The sequence below is a fragment of the Noviherbaspirillum sp. L7-7A genome (assembly GCF_019052805.1).
In the GTDB taxonomy this organism is placed as follows: domain Bacteria; phylum Pseudomonadota; class Gammaproteobacteria; order Burkholderiales; family Burkholderiaceae_D; genus Noviherbaspirillum_A.
The window spans coordinates 495064-514890 of sequence record NZ_JAHQRJ010000003.1 but is presented as its reverse complement, the minus strand read 5'-3'; the positions used below and the strand labels follow the sequence as shown (position 1 = coordinate 514890).

Sequence of the window (19827 nt, the reverse complement as noted above, 5' to 3'; positions counted from 1 at the left end):
AGAAATTACTTCACCAGGCCTTCCGCCTTCAGGGTTTCCTGCACCTTCGGACGGGTACCGACGCGGCGCATATAGGCCTGGATATTCGGCCACTTCGACATGTCGATCTTGTGGACGTTGGTCCAGTTCAGCACCGTGAACAGGTAGGCGTCGGCGGCGCTGAAGCTATTGCCGGCGATGAAGTCCTTGCCAGCCAACATCTTCTCCAGGCTGTCGAGGCGACGCGCGATGGTGGCGAGCTGGACTTCCTTCATCTCCGGCGTCAGCCTGGGATTGAACAGCGCGCCGATCTGCTTGTGGACTTCGGTGGATGCGAAATTGAGCGCAGCCATCTGCTCATAGCGCTCGAAGGCGCCGAACGGCGGCACCAGCTTCGATGCGGGCGCCTGGTCGGCCAGGTACTGGCAGATCACGCCGACTTCGGTCAGCACGCGGCCGTCGTCGAGCTGCAGCGCCGGCACATAACCCTTGGGATTGATCTGCCAGAAATCGCCGCCGTCTTCGGTCTTCTTGTTGGGGATGTCGACCTTGACCAGGTCGACCGGAATGCCAGCCTCGCGTGCCACGATATGTGGCGCCATCGAACAGGCGCCTGGCGAGTAGAAGAGTTTCATGGAGCTTCCCTGAAATGGTTGAATGGGCGGCCATGCTAGCAGAGTCGCTCCGTGGTCGCCCGCCCATTCATTCCCTGCGGGAGCAATCAGTCAGGGCGTGCTGCCTGCAGCAGTTCCTTTGCATCGGCGCAGTCGGCCAGCCGCATCGCCAACGCGAATGCCTGCTCGGCCTTCTGCTGGCCGATCACGGGCGCGCTCTGGTCAACGAATTTGGCTTTCAGCTGTTCATCGCTCATGGGCCGCTCGACGCTGCCGATCGCATGCTCGACGAACACATGCAGGGCGCGGCCGTCGGTGGTTTCGATGGTGAGATCAGCCGAGGCTTCGTCGATGCTGTCGTCGACGATGGCTTCGACCTTCGAGCGCAGCGCCACCACATCGTGACGGTTGACGATCTCGTCGGCATATTCATGCTCGCCGGCGCGGCCGAAGATCAGGCCGGCGGCGCAGGAATGGTAGACGCTGAATTTGGCCTGCAGGCCATCGGCCGGCGTCTTCTTGCCGGTCAGTTCCAGCACCAGCGAATGCACCTTCAGCGTGACCTTGGCGATTTGTTCCGGCTTCAGGTCGTATTGGTTGCGCAGCTGCACGCAGCCGTCGATGCTGGGATGGATCACAATGCCGCAGGCAAACGGCTTGTAGGTGTTGAGCGCGATTTCCCAGGTCTGGCCCAGGCGCTCGGTGATCTCGCTCCAGTCGGTCTTGTCCGAGAACACCTGCATCAGGCCGCGCGGCGCTTCCAGCGCCCGCTTCGACGCGGTATAGCCATGCTTTGCCATCAGTGCCGCCATCAGGCCGGCCTTGGCCGCGCCACCCGGATGGAAGGGCTTGGTCATGGTGCCGAACTGCTCGCGCAGGCCGATCGGCTGCGAGGCCGCGATGCCCAGCGCCATCTGGGTGCGTTCCGCATCCAGGCCCAGCAGGCGCGAACAGGCGGCGGCGCTGCCCAGCATGCCGGTCGAACCGGTAATATGCCAGCCGCGGTCATAGTGGTTTGGGTAGACAGCATTGCCGACGCGGCATGACACCTCAATGCCCAGCACCAGCGCATCCAGCATGGCGCGACCGGTCGCGCCGATATGCTCGCCCAGCGCCAGCACCGCGGAAGCCACCGGGCCGGCCGGGTGGATGATGGTCTTCAGGTGGGTGTCGTCGAAGTCGAAGGTATGCGAGCTGATGCCATTGAGCAAGGCAGCATTGGCCATGTCGACTTTCTCGGTGCGGCCCAGCAGCGAGGCTTGCGGCGCTGGCGCCAGCTCATTGACCGCGGCCAGCGCAGCCTGCACGGTTTCGTGCCCGGACGGGCCTATCGCGCAGCCTACCCAGTTCGCAAAGGTGCGATGCGCTTCGCGCTCGACCTTGTCGTCCCAGCCCCTGGACGGATGATCGACGACGAACTTCGCCAGCATTTCGGTGATTGCAGGCGCGTTGTGGTCGGCCTTGACGGTAGTATTGCGTGCCATGTGTTGCCTTCTTTGTTTAACAGGTTGAAACGGTTATTCGATATCGAGCTTGCGGACCTTGACCAGCTCCGACCATTTGGCGATGTCCTTCTTGATGTAGTCGCCAAACTGCTCGGGCGTCATCGGCATCGTCTCCAGCGCTTCGCCGGAGAGCTTTTCCTTCAGGTCGGGCATGGCCAGCTGCTTGTTGATCTCGGTGTTGAGCTTCGCCACGATAGGCTGCGGCATGCCGGCCGGGCCGACGATGCCATACCACTGCACGCCATCAAAGCCCTTGTAGCCCAGCTCTTCCATGGTGGGCACCTCCGGCAACAGGCGGTGGCGGCTGGTGCCGGTCACGGCCAGCGGCTTCAACTTGCCGCCCTTAATGTGCGGCAGCGCCGCCGCCAGGCCGGGAAACATTGCCTGCGTCTGGCCGCCCAGCACATCCATGATGGCCGGGCCAATGCCGCGGTAAGGCGCATGCACCATGAAGGTCTTGGTGTTTTCCTTGAACTGCTCCATCGCCAGGTGGGTCAGGGTGCCGGGACCGGCGCTGCCGTAGCTGGCCTTGCCCGGGTTGGCCTTCAGGTAGGCCACCAGTTCGGGCACCGACTTCACCGGCAGGTTGGGCGTGACCACCAGCACATTCGGCGTACCGCCCACCATGGCGATCGGCGTGAAGCCGTTGATGGCGTCGTAAGGCACCTTGCGCACCGCCGGATTGGTGCCGTGGGTGCCGACATAGCCCAGCATCAGGGTGTAGCCATCGGGCGCGGCCCGGGTCACGTTCTGCGACGCGATCACGCCGCCGCCGCCGCTCTGGTTTTCCACGATGAAGCTCTGGCCAAAGGCCTTGTTCAGGCGGTCGGCGATGGTTCTCGCCACCAGGTCTACGCCTCCGCCCGGCGCCACGGGCGCGACGATCTTCACCGGCTTGCTGGGCCAGGCATCCTGCGCCAGCGCCGGGTGCGGCGCAGCCAGCGCGGCGATGCCCAGCGTCAGCGCAAGTGTCTTACAGGCTAATCTTCTCTTCATGATGGTCTCCTTCGAATAGTATTTTCTGGAGCCGCTCTCCGGCGGCTTTCACGTGGCTTGCCATCAGCGCTTCACAGATGTCGGCCCGCTTGTTCTTGATGGCATCGACGATGGCGTGATGCTCTTTAATTGAATTCAGGATGCCGACGTCGGTGGACAGGTTGCGCAGCCGCGCCATGTGCAGTTTCTGCACCACGCCGCGATAGATGCCGCAGATCTCCTGGTTGCGGCTGGCATGGATGATGTCCCAGTGAAAACGCAGGTTGGCCTCGTAATACGCCATCACGTCGCGCGCCTGCACTGCTGCATCCATCGCGGTCAGCCGCTGTTCCAGCAGGGCCAGCAGCGTCGGGTCGGCATTGGCGGCGGCCTCGCGGCCGGCAAAGGCGTCCAGCACCGAACGCAACTGGTACAGGTCGCGGGTTTCGCGGTTGGACAGCTGGCGCACCAGCACGCCGGCATGTTTTTTCGATTCCACCAGCCCCATGTGCTCCAGGTCGCGCAGCGCCTCGCGCACCGGTACCCGCGACACGCCCAGGCGCGACGCGATAGTAGGCTCGGTGATCCGCTCGCCCGGGCTGAACTCGCCGCGCAGGATGGACGCCAGGATCTCGTCCCGCACCAGGTGCGCCAGCGGTACGTCGCGTACCTGGGACAGCAGGCTGCTGGCGGGGCTGTCTTCGGTCCAGGGCATGGTCAGGGACATAGCGGTTAATTCTGTTGTGAATTTCGTAGATCGTATACGATGTACGAATATCGTACAACATGATGACAGGCAAAGACCGGAAAAAAGCTTGTTGCCCTGAAACCTGCGCAGTGGTTCACTTGTGGTGCGTGTTCGGCCATAGAACGAGTGGGGCAATGTTTGCTGCCCGCTGACAAACCAAGCGTATGGCATGATGCTGCGGGCATGAAAGCTGCATGGAGGAAAATGTCTGCGACGGTGCCGCCCGCCGTCGTATCGTCGCATTACCTTACTTTCCTATTCAAACGACCAACCGCTGAAGGCATAACGATGAATCTGAACGCAAGCGCCTCTCCCGCTGTCCGAAAGCCGTTTCACCGCTTCTCCCGCGCCGTAGCCAGGGCAGGCCTCTTGGCCGTCGCCGCCGGCCTGATGCTGGCTGCGCCGGCGCATGCCGTCTATCCCGACAAGCCGGTGCACCTGCTGCTTTCCTTCCCGCCGGCCGGCGCCACCGACGTGCTGGCGCGGGCCATCGGCCAGAAGATGTCGGAGGCGCTTGGACAGAGCGTCATCGTTGAAAACCGTCCTGGCGCCGGCGGCAATATCGGCCTGATCGCCGCGGCCCGCGCGCCGGCGGACGGCTACACCATCTACCTCGGCGCGGTGACCAATGCTGCCATCGCCGCGGCTGCCTATTCCGCCCAGCCGGCCCATCTGCTGCGCGACTTCGTGCCGGTGGCGGGCGTGGGCACGGTGCCGCATATGCTGGTGGTGCCGCTGTCGACCCCGGCCCAGAACGTGGGCGAGTTGGTCAGCTACCTCAAGGCCGCGCCGGGCAAGTACAACTTTGCTTCCCAGGGGCCGGGCACGCTGTCGCACCTGGAGTCGGAGCTGTTCAAGATCAAGACCGGCGTCGATGTGCTCCATGTGCCGTACAAGGGCAGCTCGCAGGCCCTGCCGGACCTGATTGCCGGCAGCTCGGCGATGATGTTCGACAGCATCCCGGCCTCGATGCCGCATGTGAAGGCCGGCAAGCTCAAGGTGCTGGCAGTGGCCTCGGGCAAGCGGGTGTCGTCGCTGCCGGACGTGCCCACGGTGCAGGAGGCCGGCGTACCGGGCTTCGAGGCCAATAACCTGTTCGGCTTCGTGGTGCCGAAGGGCACGCCGGCGCCGGCCATCAAGGCGCTGTCGGCCGCGATCCAGAGCGCGGTGTCCGCGCCTGGCATGCGGGAAGCGATGGAGGCGCAGGGCGTCGAGTTGAAGTTCACCCCCGCCCAGGAATTCGGCAGAATGATGGAGCAGGAATTCGGCACCTGGGGCAAGGTGGTGGAAACTGCGAAGGTCAAGCTCGACTAAACGAGCGCCTCGCTCAGGCCAGGCGCGGTTGCTGACGGCAGATAGCCGATTGCCGACTTTGGCGCCGGCCGCTATGCTGGCCGGCCCATGGCGCAGGCGGCCGGCATTCACCGGAATCCGCTGGAGTCCGCCGCACCAGCCTAACCATAAGATGGAGGAAGACATGCAGAACAACCTGTCGGCATCGCTGCTCGATTATCCCTATACCTCGCAGCGCATGCCGCTGCTGGCGTCCAATGTGGTCAGCACCTCGCAACCGCTGGCCGCTTCCGCCGGCCTGCAGATCTTCGCGCGCGGCGGCAATGCGGTCGACGCGGCGCTTGCCACCGCCATTGCGCTGACCGTGGTCGAGCCCTGCATGAATGGCATCGGCGGCGACGCCTTTGCCATTCTTTGGGACGGCAGCCGCATCCACGGGCTAAATGCCTCTGGCCGGGCGCCGGCCAAATGGACGCCCGACTATTTCGCCGGCCGCGATGGAATGCCGATGCGTGGCTGGGATTCTGTCACGGTGCCGGGCACGGTGTCGGCCTGGCGTGCGCTGTCGGACAAGTTCGGCAAGCTGCCGTTCGCGGACCTGTTCGAGCCGGCCCTGCGCTATGCCCGCAACGGCTACTTGGTTTCGCCCACGGTGCACCGGCAATGGCAGGCCCAGGTAGCCGACATGCTACCGCAGCCCGGCTACCGTGAAGCCTTCGCGCCGCAGGGCAGGGCGCCGCTGCCGGGCGAGCGCTTCATTTGCCCCGGCCAGGCGCGCACGCTGGAGCGCATCGCCGCCAGCAAAGGTGACGACTTCTATCATGGCGAACTAGCGGCGGCGATCGCGGCGCATGCCAGAAATACCGGCGGTGCGCTCACTGAAGCCGACCTGGCAGCCCACCGCGTCGACTGGGTCGACCCGATCGGCATGCAATACCGCGACCTCGAACTGCTGGAAATCGGCCCCAACGGGCAGGGCATCGGCGCGCTGATGGCGCTGGGCATGCTGGCGCATTTCGACATGCAGGCCACCGGTCTGGACACCGCCGCAACCGTCCACCTGCAGCTGGAAGCCATGAAGCTGGCCTTTGCGGATATGGCCGAATACGTGGCCGACCCCGATGCCATGAAAACCGTGACCGCCACCGACCTGCTGGACCGCGACTACCTGAAGCGCCGGGCGCAGCTGATCGACCCGCAGCGCGCCGCGCCGGCCCGCGCTGGCAATCCGCATTCCGGCGGCACCGTTTATCTCACGGCGGCCGACGAGAACGGTATGATGATTTCGCTGATCCAGTCCAACTTTAAGGGCTTCGGCTCGGGCGTGGTGGTTCCCGACACCGGCATCGCCCTGCACAACCGCGGCTGGGGCTTTACCCTGAAGGAAGGGCATCCGAACCAGGTGGCACCTGGCAAGCGGCCTTTCCACACCATCATTCCGGGCTTTTTGATGCGCAACGGGGCGCCGCTGGCCAGCTTCGGCGTGATGGGCGGCTCCATGCAGGCGCAGGGCCATGTGCAGATGACCGCGCGCATCGCCGACCACGGCCTGAATCCGCAGGCCGCCAGCGATGCGCCGCGCTGGCGGGTGATGGACGACAACACCACCATCGCGGTGGAATGGAATTTTCCGCCCGAGGCGATCGAGGGGCTGCGCCAGCGTGGCCACACGGTGAAGGTTGCGCCGCGCTTCGATACCGAGTTCGGCTGCGCCCAGGTAGCCATGCGTACCGAAGGCGGCTATGTGGCGGCCTCGGACCACCGCAAGGATGGTTATCCGGTCGGCATGTAGCCGCCGCACAGGCACGCAGGTGGCAAAAGCGCCGAAAGAATCCGGGACTTTTCCGGCGCGCTTTCTATACTGGTCTTACGCAGCCTGCGCCTGGCCTACGGCAGCCCGCCCTGGGCCAGGCGCAGGCCACAATGCGAAGGAGACCATCATGAGACATCGCCTGTACTACCTGCTGCCCGACCTCTCTGCCGCCCGAGCCACGATGAACGACCTGCTGCTGGCGCGCATCGAGTGCCGGCATATCCGTTTCCTGACCGGCGGCCAGCCGTTGCCGCCGGATCTGCCCGGCGCGAGCCTGATGCAAAGAACCGACGTCGTGCGCGGCGCCGAAATGGGCATGGCCATGGGTGCCGTCCTGGGCCTGTTGGCCGGCGGTAGCCTGCTGTATTACTTCGACATCGATGGCGCCGGCATAAAGGCGGCTTTCATGGTCGCCGCAGCGCTGGCCGGCATGCTGTTCGGCGCCTGGGCGTCCAGCATGCAGGGCGCCTCCCTGCCCAATTCGCGCCTGGCTGCCTTCGATGATGAACTGCAGAAGGGCAGCATCCTGCTGATGGTGGACGTGCCATCCGGCCGGGTCGACGAGCTTGAAACCCTGCTGGCGCAGCGCCATGCGGAAATGCATTTCCGCGGCGAGGAAGCGCATATACCGACTTTCCCATAGAAAAAGCGGTTAGCCAGCTGGTGCCGGTTTCCATCGGAATACCGCCATGGAAACCGGCAAGACCATGGTGCGGTTCAGTGGCTACAACATCCATTCCTTGCAGCTGGGGAATTGGCATTGCGAGAAGCGTAAAAGCTGGGAATTTATCCAATACTTCTGAAAAGTCGAGCCGCTACGCCATGCTGGATCATGGCAGCTGAACCATTGCGGCCGATCCATTAACGGCCGCCCGTAATAGAAATGACAACAGCGTTCCATTGGCTGGCTATGCCAAGGCGGATTACTATCGTTTATCAAACGCGAGCGCATGCAAACCCGGTGCAGCAGCCTTTATTTTCAATATGTAATAACAGCCGGTCCGAATGCTGTTGCCCGTCATGCGATGAAATTGCAAAGCTCAGGCGCCAAGGATCGCACAAATATCGACCTGCTTTCCGCTCGTTTGTCGAATGCCCAGAATGGTATTGCTGACGGGATCGCTTATCGTAAAGACGACCCTTCCCAGATACAGGGTACTTCTCGGTCCGGGAGGCTCGTCGGTCGGGAAGAAAATGACAATATTATGTCCCGTTAGCGTCTGTGTGTAAGTTCCATCCGGATTAGGCGTTGTGCGACTCACGGATCCACCTGTCTTAAAGGTAACCGATGTGTCTGTGAAAACATTCGTCAATGTTTCTATTGCGCCTCTGCCAGCGCTGAGCACGCGCACAGTATTGCCGTTCTGGTCGTGAAATTCCTTGGAAACCCGGTCCACGCCTTCATTGACAGCAATGCGCAAATCAAAGTTGGGGCAACCCGACCCGGCCGGCACAGTAATCTCGAATGGGCCAAATTGCTGCAATGGCGGTGCGGCCGCCGACTGGGTCATCGGGAGCATGGCCCCACATAGTGCAATTGGCACGGCGCAAGCAAGCCGTCCTATCTTTTGACCCAACGTCCATCGATGCGCATATTCGTTCATGGCGTTACCTCTATTAAATAATGGTTAACTTTTGGTGACCACAATTGAATATAGAAGTCACGTCCATCGATAAATTGATGAATGTCATACTTCAGGAAAACGCCTTTTCATTTCGATATTTGCGTAGCCGACTTGAAAGGCAGCGTAAAAAAGTGAAACGCTGTTTTTTGGAAAATGTCTTTTCAAGACAACTGTTTTGAGGAAAATTGCGGAATTTAAGTTTTTTAAAAGGAACGTTCATATGAAATACCCTTATGTTTCCGCCTGAAATCGGGCGACTCGATAATATGCATATTTGATTAATTTTTTATGCAAGATTTATCTGGAAAATTGTCGTGTTGGTTCAAATTAAGTGGAATTTATTTCGCAATAAGTAATTTGCCATTCGCAAACGAAAGACGGTCAGGCAGAACGTGAATAAGCAATGGCTGAAACAAGGTCGCATCGATCCTTTATCGTCGTGGACTGTTGCGCTCATCTAGTGATGCCGCTTCGTATTTTTTACGGCCCTTGCATGCGCTTGCAGTCTTTAGCAAGCGTAGCCTGGGCGGAGCGCAAGCGAAACCCGGGAACTCACCGTTCGCTAACGCGAAGCCGCGTCGCGTCGCGCCGCCGGCCCTTTGTACCGGAAAAAAACTGAAAGGCAGGCCTGCGTTCGCGCCGGCGAAGTGATGGCATGGCATGGCACGCGCATCAGGCCTGCCATGGCGCGTCCGCCCGGCAGGCTAAAGCAATGTGTCCTGGGGCCTCGTAGACTACTAGGCCTGCGCAGCCGGCGCTGGCCGCGTCAAGCTCCATCCCTTGGCCGGCAGGCTGATCGACACCCCGGCCGCGATCAGAAGCAGCACGCCGGCGCTGCCGAAGGCAGGCCAGTGGCTGCCGAAGCGCTCGAAGCCCCAGCCGCCCAGCCAGGTGCTGAGCATCGCCCCTACCTGATGCCCGAGATAGGCCATGCCATACATCAGACCAACCAGGCGCACGCCAAAGACGTCGGCCAGGATGGCAGAGGAACTCGCGATGCTGCCGGCCCAGACCAGGCCGCCGATGGCCGCGGCAATATACAGCTCCCAATGGGTGCCGACCACCAGCAGCGCAAAGAAGCCCAGTCCACGGATCAGGTAGATGGTGCCAAGAATGTTCCGGCGCGGCAACCGGTCCGACAGCCTGCCCAGCACCAGCGTGCCGAAGATGGCAACCAGGCCGATGATGCCCACACCCATTGAACTGGTCATCGCATCGTAGCCATGGTCCATTAGCATCGGCACGCCATGGGTGCCCAGCAGGTTCATGCTGAAACCGCAGGCGAACAGGCCGAGCACGATTTTCCAGAAGGGCGAGGTCCATATCGCCTCGCGAAAGCGCAGGGTTTCAGGGCCGGTTGCACCCGCCATCTCGCGCTGGCGGATCTGCTCGGGCAACAGGTCGGTGCCGGGCGGCGCTTCTTCGCGGATGACGAACAGGGCGGCTGGTACCGTCACCAGCGTGAAGGCGGCAGCAAAGCCGAGCAGGGTGGCCTGCCAGCCGGCCCGGTCGATGAAGAAGGTCAGCAGCGGCGTCATCAGCGCCATGCCGGCCATGGAGCCGGTGGACAGGAAGAACAGCGCCATGCCGCGCTGCCGCGTGAACCAGCGGCTGATCACGGGCGTGAGCGCCACCGGGCTGGTGAAACCCAGGCCAATCGACAGCAGCACGCCAAAGGACAACCCGAAGCCAACCGGTCCGCGCGCCATGACCGTCCAGAGGGATGATCCAATCACGATCGCTGTGCCAGTCAGCAGCACGGCGCGGGTGCCGATGCGGCCCACCAAGTAGCCGGCCACCGGCATGGCCAAGCCATAGCACAGCATGCCGATGGCAATGATGCCCGCTAGCAGGCTGCGGCTGAATCCCAGGTCCTGCGACATTGGCAGGAAGAACGGCCCGATGCCCAGCCGCATGCCGACAGTCAGCAGCGTGAGCAGGGTGGCGGCGGCGACGATGTTCCAGCCGAAATACCAGCGTTGTTGATTCATGGCGATCGAGAAAAGGCGCAGACGCCGGAGAGCATCCTGTTTAAAGAAGGCAAGTTAATGCATGAACCGTTCGATCTTAGCAATGAATCAGCGTATCGGCGTGTTTCTTTCGCTGGATTGTTCCACGCTTCTGGCAGGTAACCCGAAGTCGGCATTTCTTGCGTACACATAATTCATAATTTTGAATACAAAATGTAATAGACATTATGCAGAATGTTCGGCAAGATCATGCCCAGACGCCGCTCGCCGATGAAGCGGCCTGCATCAACACAGCTATGGAGACTGCATGAAACCCTTTTCGCTGATGGCCGCAGCCGTCGTCTGCGCCTCGTCCATTCCCGTCACCGCCAGCGCGGCGGACTGGCAGCCTACCCGCCCGATCGAGTTCATTGCTTCTGCCGGCGCCGGCGGCGGCACCGATGTGTTTGCCCGCACCGTCCAGTCCGCCATCAACAAGAACAAGCTGCTATCCCAGCCGGTCATCGTGAGCAACAAGGGCGGCGGCAGCGGCGCCGAAGCCTTCGTGTATGCCAAGACCAACTCAAAGGACCCGTACAAGGTCTACTTCGGCACCCAGGACGTCTACCTGCTGCCGATCGGCTCGAAGCTTTCCTATGCACCATCCGACCTGACGCCGGTCATCTCGATGCTGTTCGATCCTTTCCTGCTGTGGGTCAATCCCGAGTCCGGCATCACCGATGTGGCCGGCTTCATCGAGAAGGGCAAGGCAAGTCCGAACGGCTTCAAGGCCGGCGGCGCCAAGGCCAAGGAAGCCGATGAAACCCTGGTCTCGCTGATCAAGGGCGCCACCGGTATCAACGTGCGCTATGTGCCTTACAAGAGCGGCAGCGAAGTGGCTGGCCAGCTGGCCGGCAAGCACCTGGATTTCAATGTCAACAACCCGGCCGAGAGCATAGAGCAATGGCGCGCCGGCGCGCAGCGTCCGCTGTGCGTGTTCAGCGCCAAGCGCATGCCGGGCAAGGCCGTGGTGGGCGAAGGCAAGTCCTGGGCCGACATTCCGACCTGCAAGGAAGCCGGCCTGAACGTGCGCCCGTTCGAGCAGCCACGCACCATCTGGTTGGCCGCCAACATGGAGCCCGGCGTGGTCGAGTTCTACAAGGATTTGTTCCGGAAGGTAACCCAGACGCCAGAGTGGAAATCCTATATCGAGCGTTCGGTGACAATCCCGACCGTGATGGTGGACGCCGAGCTGCGTTCCTTCATCGCCAATGACAAGACCGGCTACGAAGAGATCTTCAGCCGCAATGGCTGGTCATCGCATTAAGCCGCATTAAGCCGCGTTAATCAAATTGCGGTGCGCGCCATGGCCGTTCGTGGTGGCGCGCACTGGCACTGTCCGACACAGACACGCAGCATCGACGTCTGCCCAACCGCACGAGGTTTTTATGTTCAATACGCGTTTTGCCATGGAAGTGGCGACCGCGCTGTTCACGGCCCTGCTGGGCCTGATCATCTGCATTGGCTCTGCCAGGCACGGCATTTCCTGGAATGAGCAGGGGCCGGAAGCCGGCTTCTTTCCCTTCTATATCGGCTGCATGGTGCTGATCGGCAGCGCCGTTAACCTGGCGCAGGCCGTGCTGGCACGGCGCCGTCTCACCAGCCATTTCATCGAGTTCGACCGGGTACGCGACGTGGCCGCCTTCTTCGTCGCCATCGTCGCGTTCGCCGTGCTGGTGAGCCTGCTCGGCTTGTACGTGGGCATTGCGCTGTACCTGCCGGCCGTCACGCTCTGGAAAGCCAGACTGCGACCGGCACGCGCGGCCCTGCTGGGCTTGGGTGCGGCACTGTTCTTCTATGTCTGCTTCGAATACGCATTCAAGCTGCCGCTGCCCAAGGGGCCGCTGCTGAACCTGTTCGGCATCTATTGATGTGCGCAACCGGGCAAGGGAAAGGAAATCATGGGTAATTTTCAATCGCTGATGGATGGCTTCAGCGTGGCGCTGACCTACCAGCATGTGTTCATCATGGTGGCCGGCGTGCTGCTGGGCCTGGTGGTGGGCGTGCTGCCCGGCCTGGGTGCGCCGAACGGCGTGTCGCTGCTGCTGCCGCTGACCTTCACCATGGACCCGGTGTCGGCTATCATCCTGCTCACCAGCATGTACTGGGGCGCGCTGTTCGGCGGCTCCACCACCTCCATCCTGTTCAATATTCCCGGCGAGCCGTCGTCGGTGGCCACTACTTTCGATGGTTATCCGATGGCGCAGAGCGGCCAGGCCGGACGGGCGCTGACGCTGGCCTTCGCCTCGGCCGGTTTCGGCGCGCTGGCCGGCGTGCTGGTGATCACGCTGCTGTCGGGCTGGATGGCCGGCTTTGCAATGAAGTTCGGGCCGGCGGAATTCTTTGCGGTGTACTTCATCGCCTTTGCCGGCTTCATCGGCATGTCCAGCGGCGCGCCGTTCAAGACCCTGGTGTCGATGGGCCTGGGCTTTGCGCTGGCGGCGGTCGGTATGGATACCGTGTCCGGCGCCTCGCGCCTGACCTTCGAGTTCGACAACCTGATCGGCGGCATCAGCTTCCTGATCGCGGTGATCGGCCTGTTCGGCTTCGGCGAACTGCTGCTGACCATCGAGGAAGGCGCCCGCTTCCAGGGCGTGCGCGCCAAACTGCGGCTGCGCGACATCGTCGCCACGCTGGTGGAGCTGCCGCGCTACTGGAGGGACCTGCTGCGCAGCAGCCTGATCGGCTGCTGGATGGGCATTACACCCGGCGGCCCGACCGCGGCGTCCTTCATGAGCTATGGCATTGCGCGCCGCATGTCCGGCAACCGCGACAGCTTCGGCAAGGGTGCGCCGCAGGGTATCGTGTCGCCGGAGACCGCCGACCATTCCGCCGGCTCCTGCGCGCTGCTGCCGATGCTGGCGCTGGGCATTCCCGGTTCGGCCACGGCGGCGGTGATGATGGGCGGCCTGATGATCTGGGGCCTGTCGCCGGGGCCGATGCTGTTCGTCGAGCGGCCTGACTTCGTCTGGGGCCTGATCGCCAGCATGTACATGGGCAATGTGATCGCCGTGGTGCTGGTGCTGGCAACGGTGCCGTTCTTTGCCGCGATGCTGCGCATCCCCTTCAACATCATCGGGCCCATCATCGTGGTGGTGTGTCTGACCGGCGCGCTGACGGTAGCCAACAAGGAATTCGACATTTACATGGCGCTGGCCTTCGGCGTGATCGGCTATGTGTTCAAGAAGCTCGACTATCCGCTGGCGCCGCTGGTGCTAGCCATGGTGCTGGGCGACAAGGCCGAGGATGCCTTCCGCCAGGCGATGATTGCTTCCGATGGCTCGATGGCGGTGTTCTGGTCCAATTCGCTGGTGGCCACCATGATGCTGGTGGGCTTGGGCCTGCTGAGCCTGCCGCTGTTCGGGCTGCTGCGGCGGCGCAAGGCCGCGCCGGCGCCCCTGGTCGAACAGTCTGCGTAAAGAGAGAACGAGGAGAACGCGATGGACAATCAACTGGCATCGCAGCGCATCGTGCGCAGCAGCCTGCACGACACCCTGGTGAGCCATCTACGCGACCTGATCATGCGCGGCGACCTGCGGCCCGGCGACAAGCTGCCCGAGCAGAAGCTGTGCGAGCGCTTCGGCGTGTCGCGCACCCCGATGCGGGAAGCGGTCAAGGTACTGGCGGCGGAAGGCGTGCTGCGGCTCGTGATCAACCGCGGCGCTATCGTCGCCGAGACCACGCCGCAGGAGATCGAGGAACTGTTTCCCATCATGGCCGCGCTCGAAGCGGTGGCGGGCGAACAGGCATGCAGGAACGCCACCGAGGCCCAGGTGGTCCGGCTGCGCGAGTTGCATAACCAGATGGTGGCGCATTACGAGGCAGGGCAGGAGTCTGCCTATCTGCAGAACAACCGGCTGATCCACGAGGCGATTCTGGAAATGACCTGCAACGCCACGCTAATCGGCATGTACCACCAGCTGCTGACCCGCATCCACTGCATCCGCTTCATCGCCGGCAAGACCGAACAGCAGTGGAAGAAGGCGCTGGACGAGCATGAGCAGATCGTCGCCGCGCTGGAACAGCGCGACGGCAAGCGCCTGGGAGAGCTGCTGCGCGCCCATGTGCTGGATACCACGGTGCAGATCACCACCGACTACATCAACCGCACGCCGCCGGCGCAGCGGGACGTGGCCTGAGCGCCATCGACATTGAAAAGGAAAACGCAACCATGAGCACCGGACAAGTCCACCTGAGCATCAACAACGGCGTGGCCGCCATCCTGATCGACCGGCCCGCGGCGCGTAACGCCATGACCTGGAACATGTATGAACAGCTGGCGGCGCATTGCCGCCAGATCAGCGCCGATTCCTCGGTGCGGGTTGCCACGGTGCGCGGCGCGGGCGGCGAAGCCTTCGTCGCCGGCACCGACATCGAGCAGTTCCTGGCCTTCAAGGGCGGCGAGGACGGCATCGATTATGAAAAGAAGATCGACGCGATGATCGAAGCCATCGAGCGCCTGCCCATGCCCACCGTGGCCGTCGTCGAGGGCTGGGCCATCGGCGGCGGCCTAGCCATCTCGGCCGCCTGCGACTTCCGCGTGGCCACGCCCAATGCCTCGTTCGGCGTGCCGATCGCCCGTACGCTGGGCAACTGCCTATCGATGGCCAACTATGCGCGGGTGGTAGCATCGTTCGGCGCGCCGCGCGCGCGTCGCATGCTGCTTTTGGCCGACACCGTGGGCGCGCAGGAAGCGCTGGACTGTGGCTTCCTGACCGAGATCGCCGAGCCGGCCGAGCTGGAAGCGAAGGCGGTGGCGCTGTGCGGCCGATTGCTAAAGAATGCGCCGGTCACGATGCGTGCCTCCAAGGAAGCGATCCGGCGCATCGTGGCCGCCGGCCTGCCCGATGGCGACGACCTGGTGCGCATGTGCTACGGCAGCAGCGACTTCAGGGCCGGCGTCGAAGCCTTCATGAACAAGAGCAAGCCGGTCTGGACCGGCGCCTGAACAAGCGGACACAAGCGGACACCAGCGGCCTCGGGCCGCGATCGATAACGGAAAGAGGGGAATCAAGATGGCAGGACCACTTAGCGGCATGCGGGTAATCGAACTGGCCCATATCATGTCTGGCCCGGTATGCGGCATGATGCTGGCCGACATGGGCGCCGATGTGATCAAGGTGGAAAAGACCCCGGACGGCGATGACTCGCGCCGCTTCGCGCCGGTGCTGGACTGCGGCGAATCGGCCTCCTTCATGATCGTCAACCGCAACAAGCGCGGCATTGGCCTGAACTTGAAGACCAAGGGCGGGCGCGACGTGCTGGCGCGCCTGCTGGCCGACGCCGACGTCGTCACCGAGAACTACCGCGGCGGCACGATGGAGAAGTTCGGCCTGGGTTACGAGGAACTCAAGCGCATCAACCCCGGCCTGATCTACTGCTGCATCTCTGGCTTTGGCCGCACTGGCCCGTTCGCCGACAAGGGCGGCTTCGACCTGATCGCGCAGGGCATGAGCGGCCTGATGAGCATGACCGGCGAGGAAGGCCGTCCGCCGATCAAGGCCGGATCCCCGGTGGCCGACATCAATGCTGGGATCCTGGCCGCGCTGGGCATTGCCGCCGCCTATGCGGAAAAGCTGCGCACCGGCCTGGGCCAGGTTGTCGACACCTCGCTGTTCGAAGCCGGCCTGCAACAGATGTACTGGCCGGCCGCGAACTACTTCGGCAACGGCACTATCCTGCCCAAGATGGGTTCGGCCAATTCCACCAGCACGCCCTACCAGGCGTTCCGCTCGAAGGATGGCTGGATCAATATCGGCGCGGCCAACCAGGCCAATTACGAGCGCCTGGTGGAAGTGCTGGACATGCCCGGCCTGGCGGCGGACCCGCGTTTCCGCACCAACTCGGACCGCATGGCCAACCGTGAGGCGCTGGTCGAATTGCTGACCGGGCGGCTGCAGACCCGCACCACCGATGAATGGATGGTGCTGTTCGATGAAGCCGGCCTGCCGGCCGGCCCGGTGCTAGAAATACCCGACGCGCTGGCGCATCCGCAGGCGCTGGCGCGCGACATGATCGTCGAGACGGAACATCCCGCGGCCGGCCCGGTCAAGGGCATCGGCCTGCCGATCCGCTTCTCGGGCGGCAAGAGCGATGGCAAGCGTCCAGCGCCGATGCTGGGCGAGCATACCCGCGCCGTGCTCGAAGAGCTGGGCTATTCCGCGGACGAAGTGGCGCAGCTGGTCAGCGACAACGCGGTGCTGGTAGGCAAGGCGCCCGCCGGGGCAACTGCGTGAGCCGCGGGCGGCGCGCATGACGGCGCGGCCGGAAGGCGTGCCGGCCTTTCCGCTGGCGGCGGTGCTGTACCTGGCGCTGGCTTCCTTCGGCAGCGCGCTGTCGCTGCGGGTGACGGATGCGCAATTGCCGCGCCTGGCGGCGGAGCTCGGCGTGTCGCTGGGCGGCGCGTCCTATGTGGTGACCACCTTCTCGATCGCCTATGGCGTGTCGCAGCTGTTCTTTGGTCCCTTAGGAGACCGCCATGGCAAATACCTGGTGGTGGCCTGGGCCTGCATGGCCTGCGCGGCAACGGCCGCCGCCTGCGCGCTGGCGCCGGGTTACCAGACCCTGCTGGCGGCGCGTCTCCTGGCCGGCGCCACCGCCGGCGCGATCATTCCGCTGTCGATGGCCTGGATCGGCGACGTCGTGCCCTACGAGCAGCGGCAGCCGGTGCTGGCGCGCTTCCTTACCGGCCAGATCCTCGGCCTGTCGTCGGGCGTGCTGGTCGGCGGCTTCGCGGCGGACCACCTGAGCTGGCGCGTGCCCTTTATCGGCATTGCGCTGCTGTTCGTGGTCATCGGCGCGTTGCTTCTGTCGACCAACCGGCGACTGCCGGCATCGGCGCGGCAGACCCGCAGCGCCGACGGACCGATGCTGCGCCGGACCATGGCCGAATTCACCGAGGTGCTGCGCAAGCCCTGGGCGCGGGTCGTGCTGCTGACCGTGTTTCTCGAAGGCGCTTTTCTGTACGGCGCCTTTGCCTTCATCGCTTCCCACCTGCACCGGGTGCTGGGCATGTCGCTGTCCTCGGCCGGCACTGTGGTGATGTTGTTCGGCATGGGTGGCCTGGTGTTCGCCGGCAGCGCCAGCCGCGTGGTGGCGGCGCTGGGCGAGTCTGGCCTCGCGCGCTGGGGCGGCCTCCTGCTGGCGGGCTCGCTGCTGCTGATCGGCATCGCGCCCAACCTGTGGTGGGCGCTGCCGGGTTGCCTGGCGTCCGGCCTGGGCTTCTACATGCTGCATAACACCTTGCAGATCAACGCCACCCAGATGGCGCCCGAGCGCCGCGGCGCGGCGGTGGCGTCGTTTGCTTCCTGTTTCTACCTCGGGCAATCGGTCGGGGTGGCAGTGGCCGGCGCGCTGGTCGAGCGCAGCGGCACTGCGGCCATCATTCTGATGGGCGCGGGCGGCGTGCTGCTGCTGTCACAGCATTTTGGCTGGCGGCGCAGCCAGCGGCCGAGAGTGCCGGCGGTCTGATGCCAGGACTAATTTGAATGCACTTTGGCAATCAGAAATTGCTTGACTGAGCTGGCATTTCGTATATTGTATTCAAAATGTAATTTTGCCACGGCTGATTTCAGCAGTGCCTGATGCCTGAAATTCGATATCAATAAACATACGGCGCAAAGCCGATGAGGAGACAACAGTGCCTGATCGTTCCAATTATCGTTCCATTTCATCACGCCCCGTCAGGTCGGCCCTTGCGCTGTCGCTGGCCGCGCTGTGCCTGGGCGGCGCCGGTGCGGCGCAAGCATGGGAGCCCACCAAGCCGGTGGAAATCGTCGTGCCCTTCAGCGCCGGCGGCGCCACCGACCAGATGGCGCGCTCGATCCAGGGCATCATCACTAAGCACAAGCTGATGAAGCAGGCCATCGTGGTCCAGAACAAGGCTGGCGCCAGCGGCGCGGAAGGCCTGCTGGACATGAAGGCCTCGACCGGCGACGCCCACAAGATCGTGGCTTCCTCGTCAGGCCTGTACACGGTGCCGCTGGCGACCGGCCTGCCGTTCAACTGGCGCGACCTGACGCCGATCGCGATGGTGGCGCAGGACCAGTTCGTCCTCTGGGTCAATAGCGATTCACCCTACAAGACGGTCGGCGACTACCTGGCCGCGGTGAAGAAGAGCCCGGAAACCTTCAAGATGGGCGGCACCAGTTCCAAGCGCGAAGACCACATGATCACCGCGATGATCGAGAAGAAGGCCGGCGTAAAGTTCACCTACATTCCGTACAAGGGCGGCGGCGAGGCGGCAACCCAGCTCTCGGGCAAGCACATCGATTCCAACATCAACAATCCGTCGGAATCGGTCGGCCAGTGGCGCGCCGGGCAGCATCGCGCGCTGTGCCTGCTGTCGCAGACGCGCAGCAGCTACAAGGAAAAGGTCACCGAGACCCAGAGCTGGTCTGACATACCGACCTGCAAGGAGCAGGGCCTGGACGTGGAATACGAGATGGTGCGGGTCTTCCTGCTGCCGGGCAAGGTGCCGGCCGAGGCTGTGAAGTTCTACGAAGACCTGTTCCAGAAAGTGGTGGCTACGCCGGAATGGAAGGCCTATGTCGAGAAGAATGCATTGAAGCCCACCGTGGCGGTGGGTCCGGCGCTGAAGGACTTCCTGGAAAAGGACGAGAAGGCGCACAAGGAGATCATGAGCTACGCCGGCTTCATGGCCAAGTAAGTCTCTCTGGCGGCATGCGCGCTGCGCATGCGGCCCTGCGTTTTTGTTACCACGGATTGCTATTCCCTACATCATGAGCGCACCACACGACACCCACGCCCCGGCGGAAGGGAACGATACCGCCATTACCCGCCGAACGGCCGAGATCACCGTCGGCATCCTGATCGCCGTGATGGCGGCGGTCGTCATCGTCAGCAACTACCAGCTCGGCGCTGGCTGGGCCAGCGACGGCCCCGAAGCCGGCTATTTCCCGATGCGCATGGGCATCATCATCTTCCTTGGCAGCCTGTTCGTGATCTTCCAGGCATGGAAGAAAAAGGATAGCGAACCCTTCGTCGAAAAGGCGCAGCTGCGCCTGGTGGCCACCGTGCTGCTGCCGCTGATTGCCTATGTGACCGTGCTGCAGATGACCGGCATCTATGTGGCCTCGGCCATCTTCATCGCCGCCTTCATGCGCTTCATTGGCAAGTTCGGCTGGCTCAAGTCGGTGCTGGTGGGCCTGGGCATTAGCGGCACGCTGTTTTGGATCTTTGAAATTATGTTCCAGGTGCCCCTGCCCAAGGGTGCGCTGGAAGCGCCGTTTGGCTACTGACAGGAG

Annotated in this window: 18 protein-coding genes; 12 read left to right on the top strand and 6 right to left on the bottom strand. The window is 63.2% G+C overall.

All coding sequences use genetic code 11. The annotated features are described in order from the left end of the window. Positions 1-5 precede the first annotated feature (5 nt). The 4 genes from gstA to KTQ42_RS23750 form a co-directional block, all read right to left on the bottom strand. A complete protein-coding gene (gene gstA / locus KTQ42_RS23765; RefSeq protein WP_217348072.1) occupies positions 6-614 on the bottom strand; it encodes a glutathione transferase GstA in 609 nt (202 codons plus the stop codon). Positions 615-700: 86 nt separating this feature from the next. Continuing rightward, on the bottom strand, positions 701-2077 hold the full coding sequence (locus tag KTQ42_RS23760; protein ID WP_217348071.1) for an MmgE/PrpD family protein: 1377 nt from the start codon (positions 2075-2077) through the stop codon (positions 701-703). Positions 2078-2110: 33 nt separating this feature from the next. Further along, on the bottom strand, positions 2111-3094 hold the full coding sequence (locus tag KTQ42_RS23755; protein ID WP_217348070.1) for a tripartite tricarboxylate transporter substrate binding protein: 984 nt from the start codon (positions 3092-3094) through the stop codon (positions 2111-2113). After that, entirely contained in the window at positions 3072-3800 is a 729-nt protein-coding gene (locus KTQ42_RS23750) for a GntR family transcriptional regulator (protein ID WP_249223078.1), read from the bottom strand. The genes KTQ42_RS23755 and KTQ42_RS23750 overlap by 23 nt, the downstream gene beginning before the upstream one ends. A gap of 309 nt (positions 3801-4109) precedes the next feature. Between KTQ42_RS23750 and KTQ42_RS23745 the strand changes: the two genes are divergently transcribed. The 3 genes from KTQ42_RS23745 to KTQ42_RS23735 all read left to right on the top strand — a co-directional run bounded on the left by KTQ42_RS23745 (position 4110) and on the right by KTQ42_RS23735 (position 7570). Further along, positions 4110-5135, top strand: a complete 1026-nt coding sequence (locus tag KTQ42_RS23745) for a tripartite tricarboxylate transporter substrate binding protein (protein ID WP_217348069.1) — start codon at positions 4110-4112, stop codon at positions 5133-5135. A gap of 163 nt (positions 5136-5298) precedes the next feature. After that, a complete protein-coding gene (locus tag KTQ42_RS23740) occupies positions 5299-6906 on the top strand; it encodes a gamma-glutamyltransferase family protein (RefSeq protein ID WP_217348068.1) in 1608 nt (535 codons plus the stop codon). Positions 6907-7054: 148 nt separating this feature from the next. Beyond that, positions 7055-7570, top strand: coding sequence for a DUF1269 domain-containing protein (locus KTQ42_RS23735; RefSeq protein WP_217348067.1), 516 nt, complete (start codon positions 7055-7057; stop codon positions 7568-7570). Between the two features lie 397 nt (positions 7571-7967). On the opposite strand, the gene KTQ42_RS23730 is transcribed toward KTQ42_RS23735, so the two are convergent. Beyond that, a complete protein-coding gene (locus KTQ42_RS23730; protein ID WP_217348066.1) occupies positions 7968-8531 on the bottom strand; it encodes a hypothetical protein in 564 nt (187 codons plus the stop codon). Positions 8532-9289: 758 nt separating this feature from the next. Continuing rightward, positions 9290-10543 carry an MFS transporter gene (locus KTQ42_RS23725; RefSeq protein ID WP_217348065.1) on the bottom strand — a complete coding sequence of 418 codons (1254 nt, stop codon included), beginning with the start codon at positions 10541-10543 and terminating at the stop codon, positions 9290-9292. Positions 10544-10829: 286 nt separating this feature from the next. Between KTQ42_RS23725 and KTQ42_RS23720 the strand changes: the two genes are divergently transcribed. From KTQ42_RS23720 to KTQ42_RS23680, 9 genes are all read left to right on the top strand, one after another. Continuing rightward, positions 10830-11828 carry a tripartite tricarboxylate transporter substrate-binding protein gene (locus KTQ42_RS23720; protein ID WP_217348064.1) on the top strand — a complete coding sequence of 333 codons (999 nt, stop codon included), beginning with the start codon at positions 10830-10832 and terminating at the stop codon, positions 11826-11828. 121 nt (positions 11829-11949) lie between these two features. Then, positions 11950-12432, top strand: a complete 483-nt coding sequence (locus KTQ42_RS23715) for a tripartite tricarboxylate transporter TctB family protein (protein WP_217348063.1) — start codon at positions 11950-11952, stop codon at positions 12430-12432. A gap of 30 nt (positions 12433-12462) precedes the next feature. After that, entirely contained in the window at positions 12463-13980 is a 1518-nt protein-coding gene (locus KTQ42_RS23710; RefSeq protein WP_217348062.1) for a tripartite tricarboxylate transporter permease, read from the top strand. Positions 13981-14001: 21 nt separating this feature from the next. After that, a complete protein-coding gene (locus KTQ42_RS23705) occupies positions 14002-14700 on the top strand; it encodes a GntR family transcriptional regulator (RefSeq protein WP_217348061.1) in 699 nt (232 codons plus the stop codon). Positions 14701-14732: 32 nt separating this feature from the next. Beyond that, the gene (locus KTQ42_RS23700; protein WP_217348060.1) at positions 14733-15509 is read left to right on the top strand and encodes an enoyl-CoA hydratase/isomerase family protein; all 777 of its coding nucleotides are present in this window, start codon (positions 14733-14735) and stop codon (positions 15507-15509) included. A 67-nt stretch (positions 15510-15576) separates the two neighbouring features. Further along, complete coding sequence (locus KTQ42_RS23695) at positions 15577-16797, top strand: CoA transferase (protein ID WP_249223077.1); 1221 nt, start codon at positions 15577-15579, stop codon at positions 16795-16797. 16 nt (positions 16798-16813) lie between these two features. Next, a complete protein-coding gene (locus tag KTQ42_RS23690; RefSeq protein ID WP_217348059.1) occupies positions 16814-18031 on the top strand; it encodes an MFS transporter in 1218 nt (405 codons plus the stop codon). A 229-nt stretch (positions 18032-18260) separates the two neighbouring features. Beyond that, positions 18261-19229, top strand: a complete 969-nt coding sequence (locus KTQ42_RS23685; protein WP_249223099.1) for a tripartite tricarboxylate transporter substrate binding protein — start codon at positions 18261-18263, stop codon at positions 19227-19229. Positions 19230-19302: 73 nt separating this feature from the next. Next, on the top strand, positions 19303-19821 hold the full coding sequence (locus KTQ42_RS23680) for a tripartite tricarboxylate transporter TctB family protein (protein ID WP_217348058.1): 519 nt from the start codon (positions 19303-19305) through the stop codon (positions 19819-19821). The last annotated feature ends 6 nt before the right edge of the window (positions 19822-19827 follow it).

What these genes read in the sequence shown, in the direction of transcription:
- gstA (WP_217348072.1), bottom strand. Translation starts at nt 614, where the DNA reads ATGAAACTCTTCTACTCGCCAGGCGCCTGTTCGATGGCGCCACATATC.
- KTQ42_RS23760 (WP_217348071.1), bottom strand. Translation starts at nt 2,077, where the DNA reads ATGGCACGCAATACTACCGTCAAGGCCGACCACAACGCGCCTGCAATC.
- KTQ42_RS23755 (WP_217348070.1), bottom strand. Translation starts at nt 3,094, where the DNA reads ATGAAGAGAAGATTAGCCTGTAAGACACTTGCGCTGACGCTGGGCATC.
- KTQ42_RS23750 (WP_249223078.1), bottom strand. Translation starts at nt 3,800, where the DNA reads ATGTCCCTGACCATGCCCTGGACCGAAGACAGCCCCGCCAGCAGCCTG.
- KTQ42_RS23745 (WP_217348069.1), top strand. Translation starts at nt 4,110, where the DNA reads ATGAATCTGAACGCAAGCGCCTCTCCCGCTGTCCGAAAGCCGTTTCAC.
- KTQ42_RS23740 (WP_217348068.1), top strand. Translation starts at nt 5,299, where the DNA reads ATGCAGAACAACCTGTCGGCATCGCTGCTCGATTATCCCTATACCTCG.
- KTQ42_RS23735 (WP_217348067.1), top strand. Translation starts at nt 7,055, where the DNA reads ATGAGACATCGCCTGTACTACCTGCTGCCCGACCTCTCTGCCGCCCGA.
- KTQ42_RS23730 (WP_217348066.1), bottom strand. Translation starts at nt 8,531, where the DNA reads ATGAACGAATATGCGCATCGATGGACGTTGGGTCAAAAGATAGGACGG.
- KTQ42_RS23725 (WP_217348065.1), bottom strand. Translation starts at nt 10,543, where the DNA reads ATGAATCAACAACGCTGGTATTTCGGCTGGAACATCGTCGCCGCCGCC.
- KTQ42_RS23720 (WP_217348064.1), top strand. Translation starts at nt 10,830, where the DNA reads ATGAAACCCTTTTCGCTGATGGCCGCAGCCGTCGTCTGCGCCTCGTCC.
- KTQ42_RS23715 (WP_217348063.1), top strand. Translation starts at nt 11,950, where the DNA reads ATGTTCAATACGCGTTTTGCCATGGAAGTGGCGACCGCGCTGTTCACG.
- KTQ42_RS23710 (WP_217348062.1), top strand. Translation starts at nt 12,463, where the DNA reads ATGGGTAATTTTCAATCGCTGATGGATGGCTTCAGCGTGGCGCTGACC.
- KTQ42_RS23705 (WP_217348061.1), top strand. Translation starts at nt 14,002, where the DNA reads ATGGACAATCAACTGGCATCGCAGCGCATCGTGCGCAGCAGCCTGCAC.
- KTQ42_RS23700 (WP_217348060.1), top strand. Translation starts at nt 14,733, where the DNA reads ATGAGCACCGGACAAGTCCACCTGAGCATCAACAACGGCGTGGCCGCC.
- KTQ42_RS23695 (WP_249223077.1), top strand. Translation starts at nt 15,577, where the DNA reads ATGGCAGGACCACTTAGCGGCATGCGGGTAATCGAACTGGCCCATATC.
- KTQ42_RS23690 (WP_217348059.1), top strand. Translation starts at nt 16,814, where the DNA reads ATGACGGCGCGGCCGGAAGGCGTGCCGGCCTTTCCGCTGGCGGCGGTG.
- KTQ42_RS23680 (WP_217348058.1), top strand. Translation starts at nt 19,303, where the DNA reads ATGAGCGCACCACACGACACCCACGCCCCGGCGGAAGGGAACGATACC.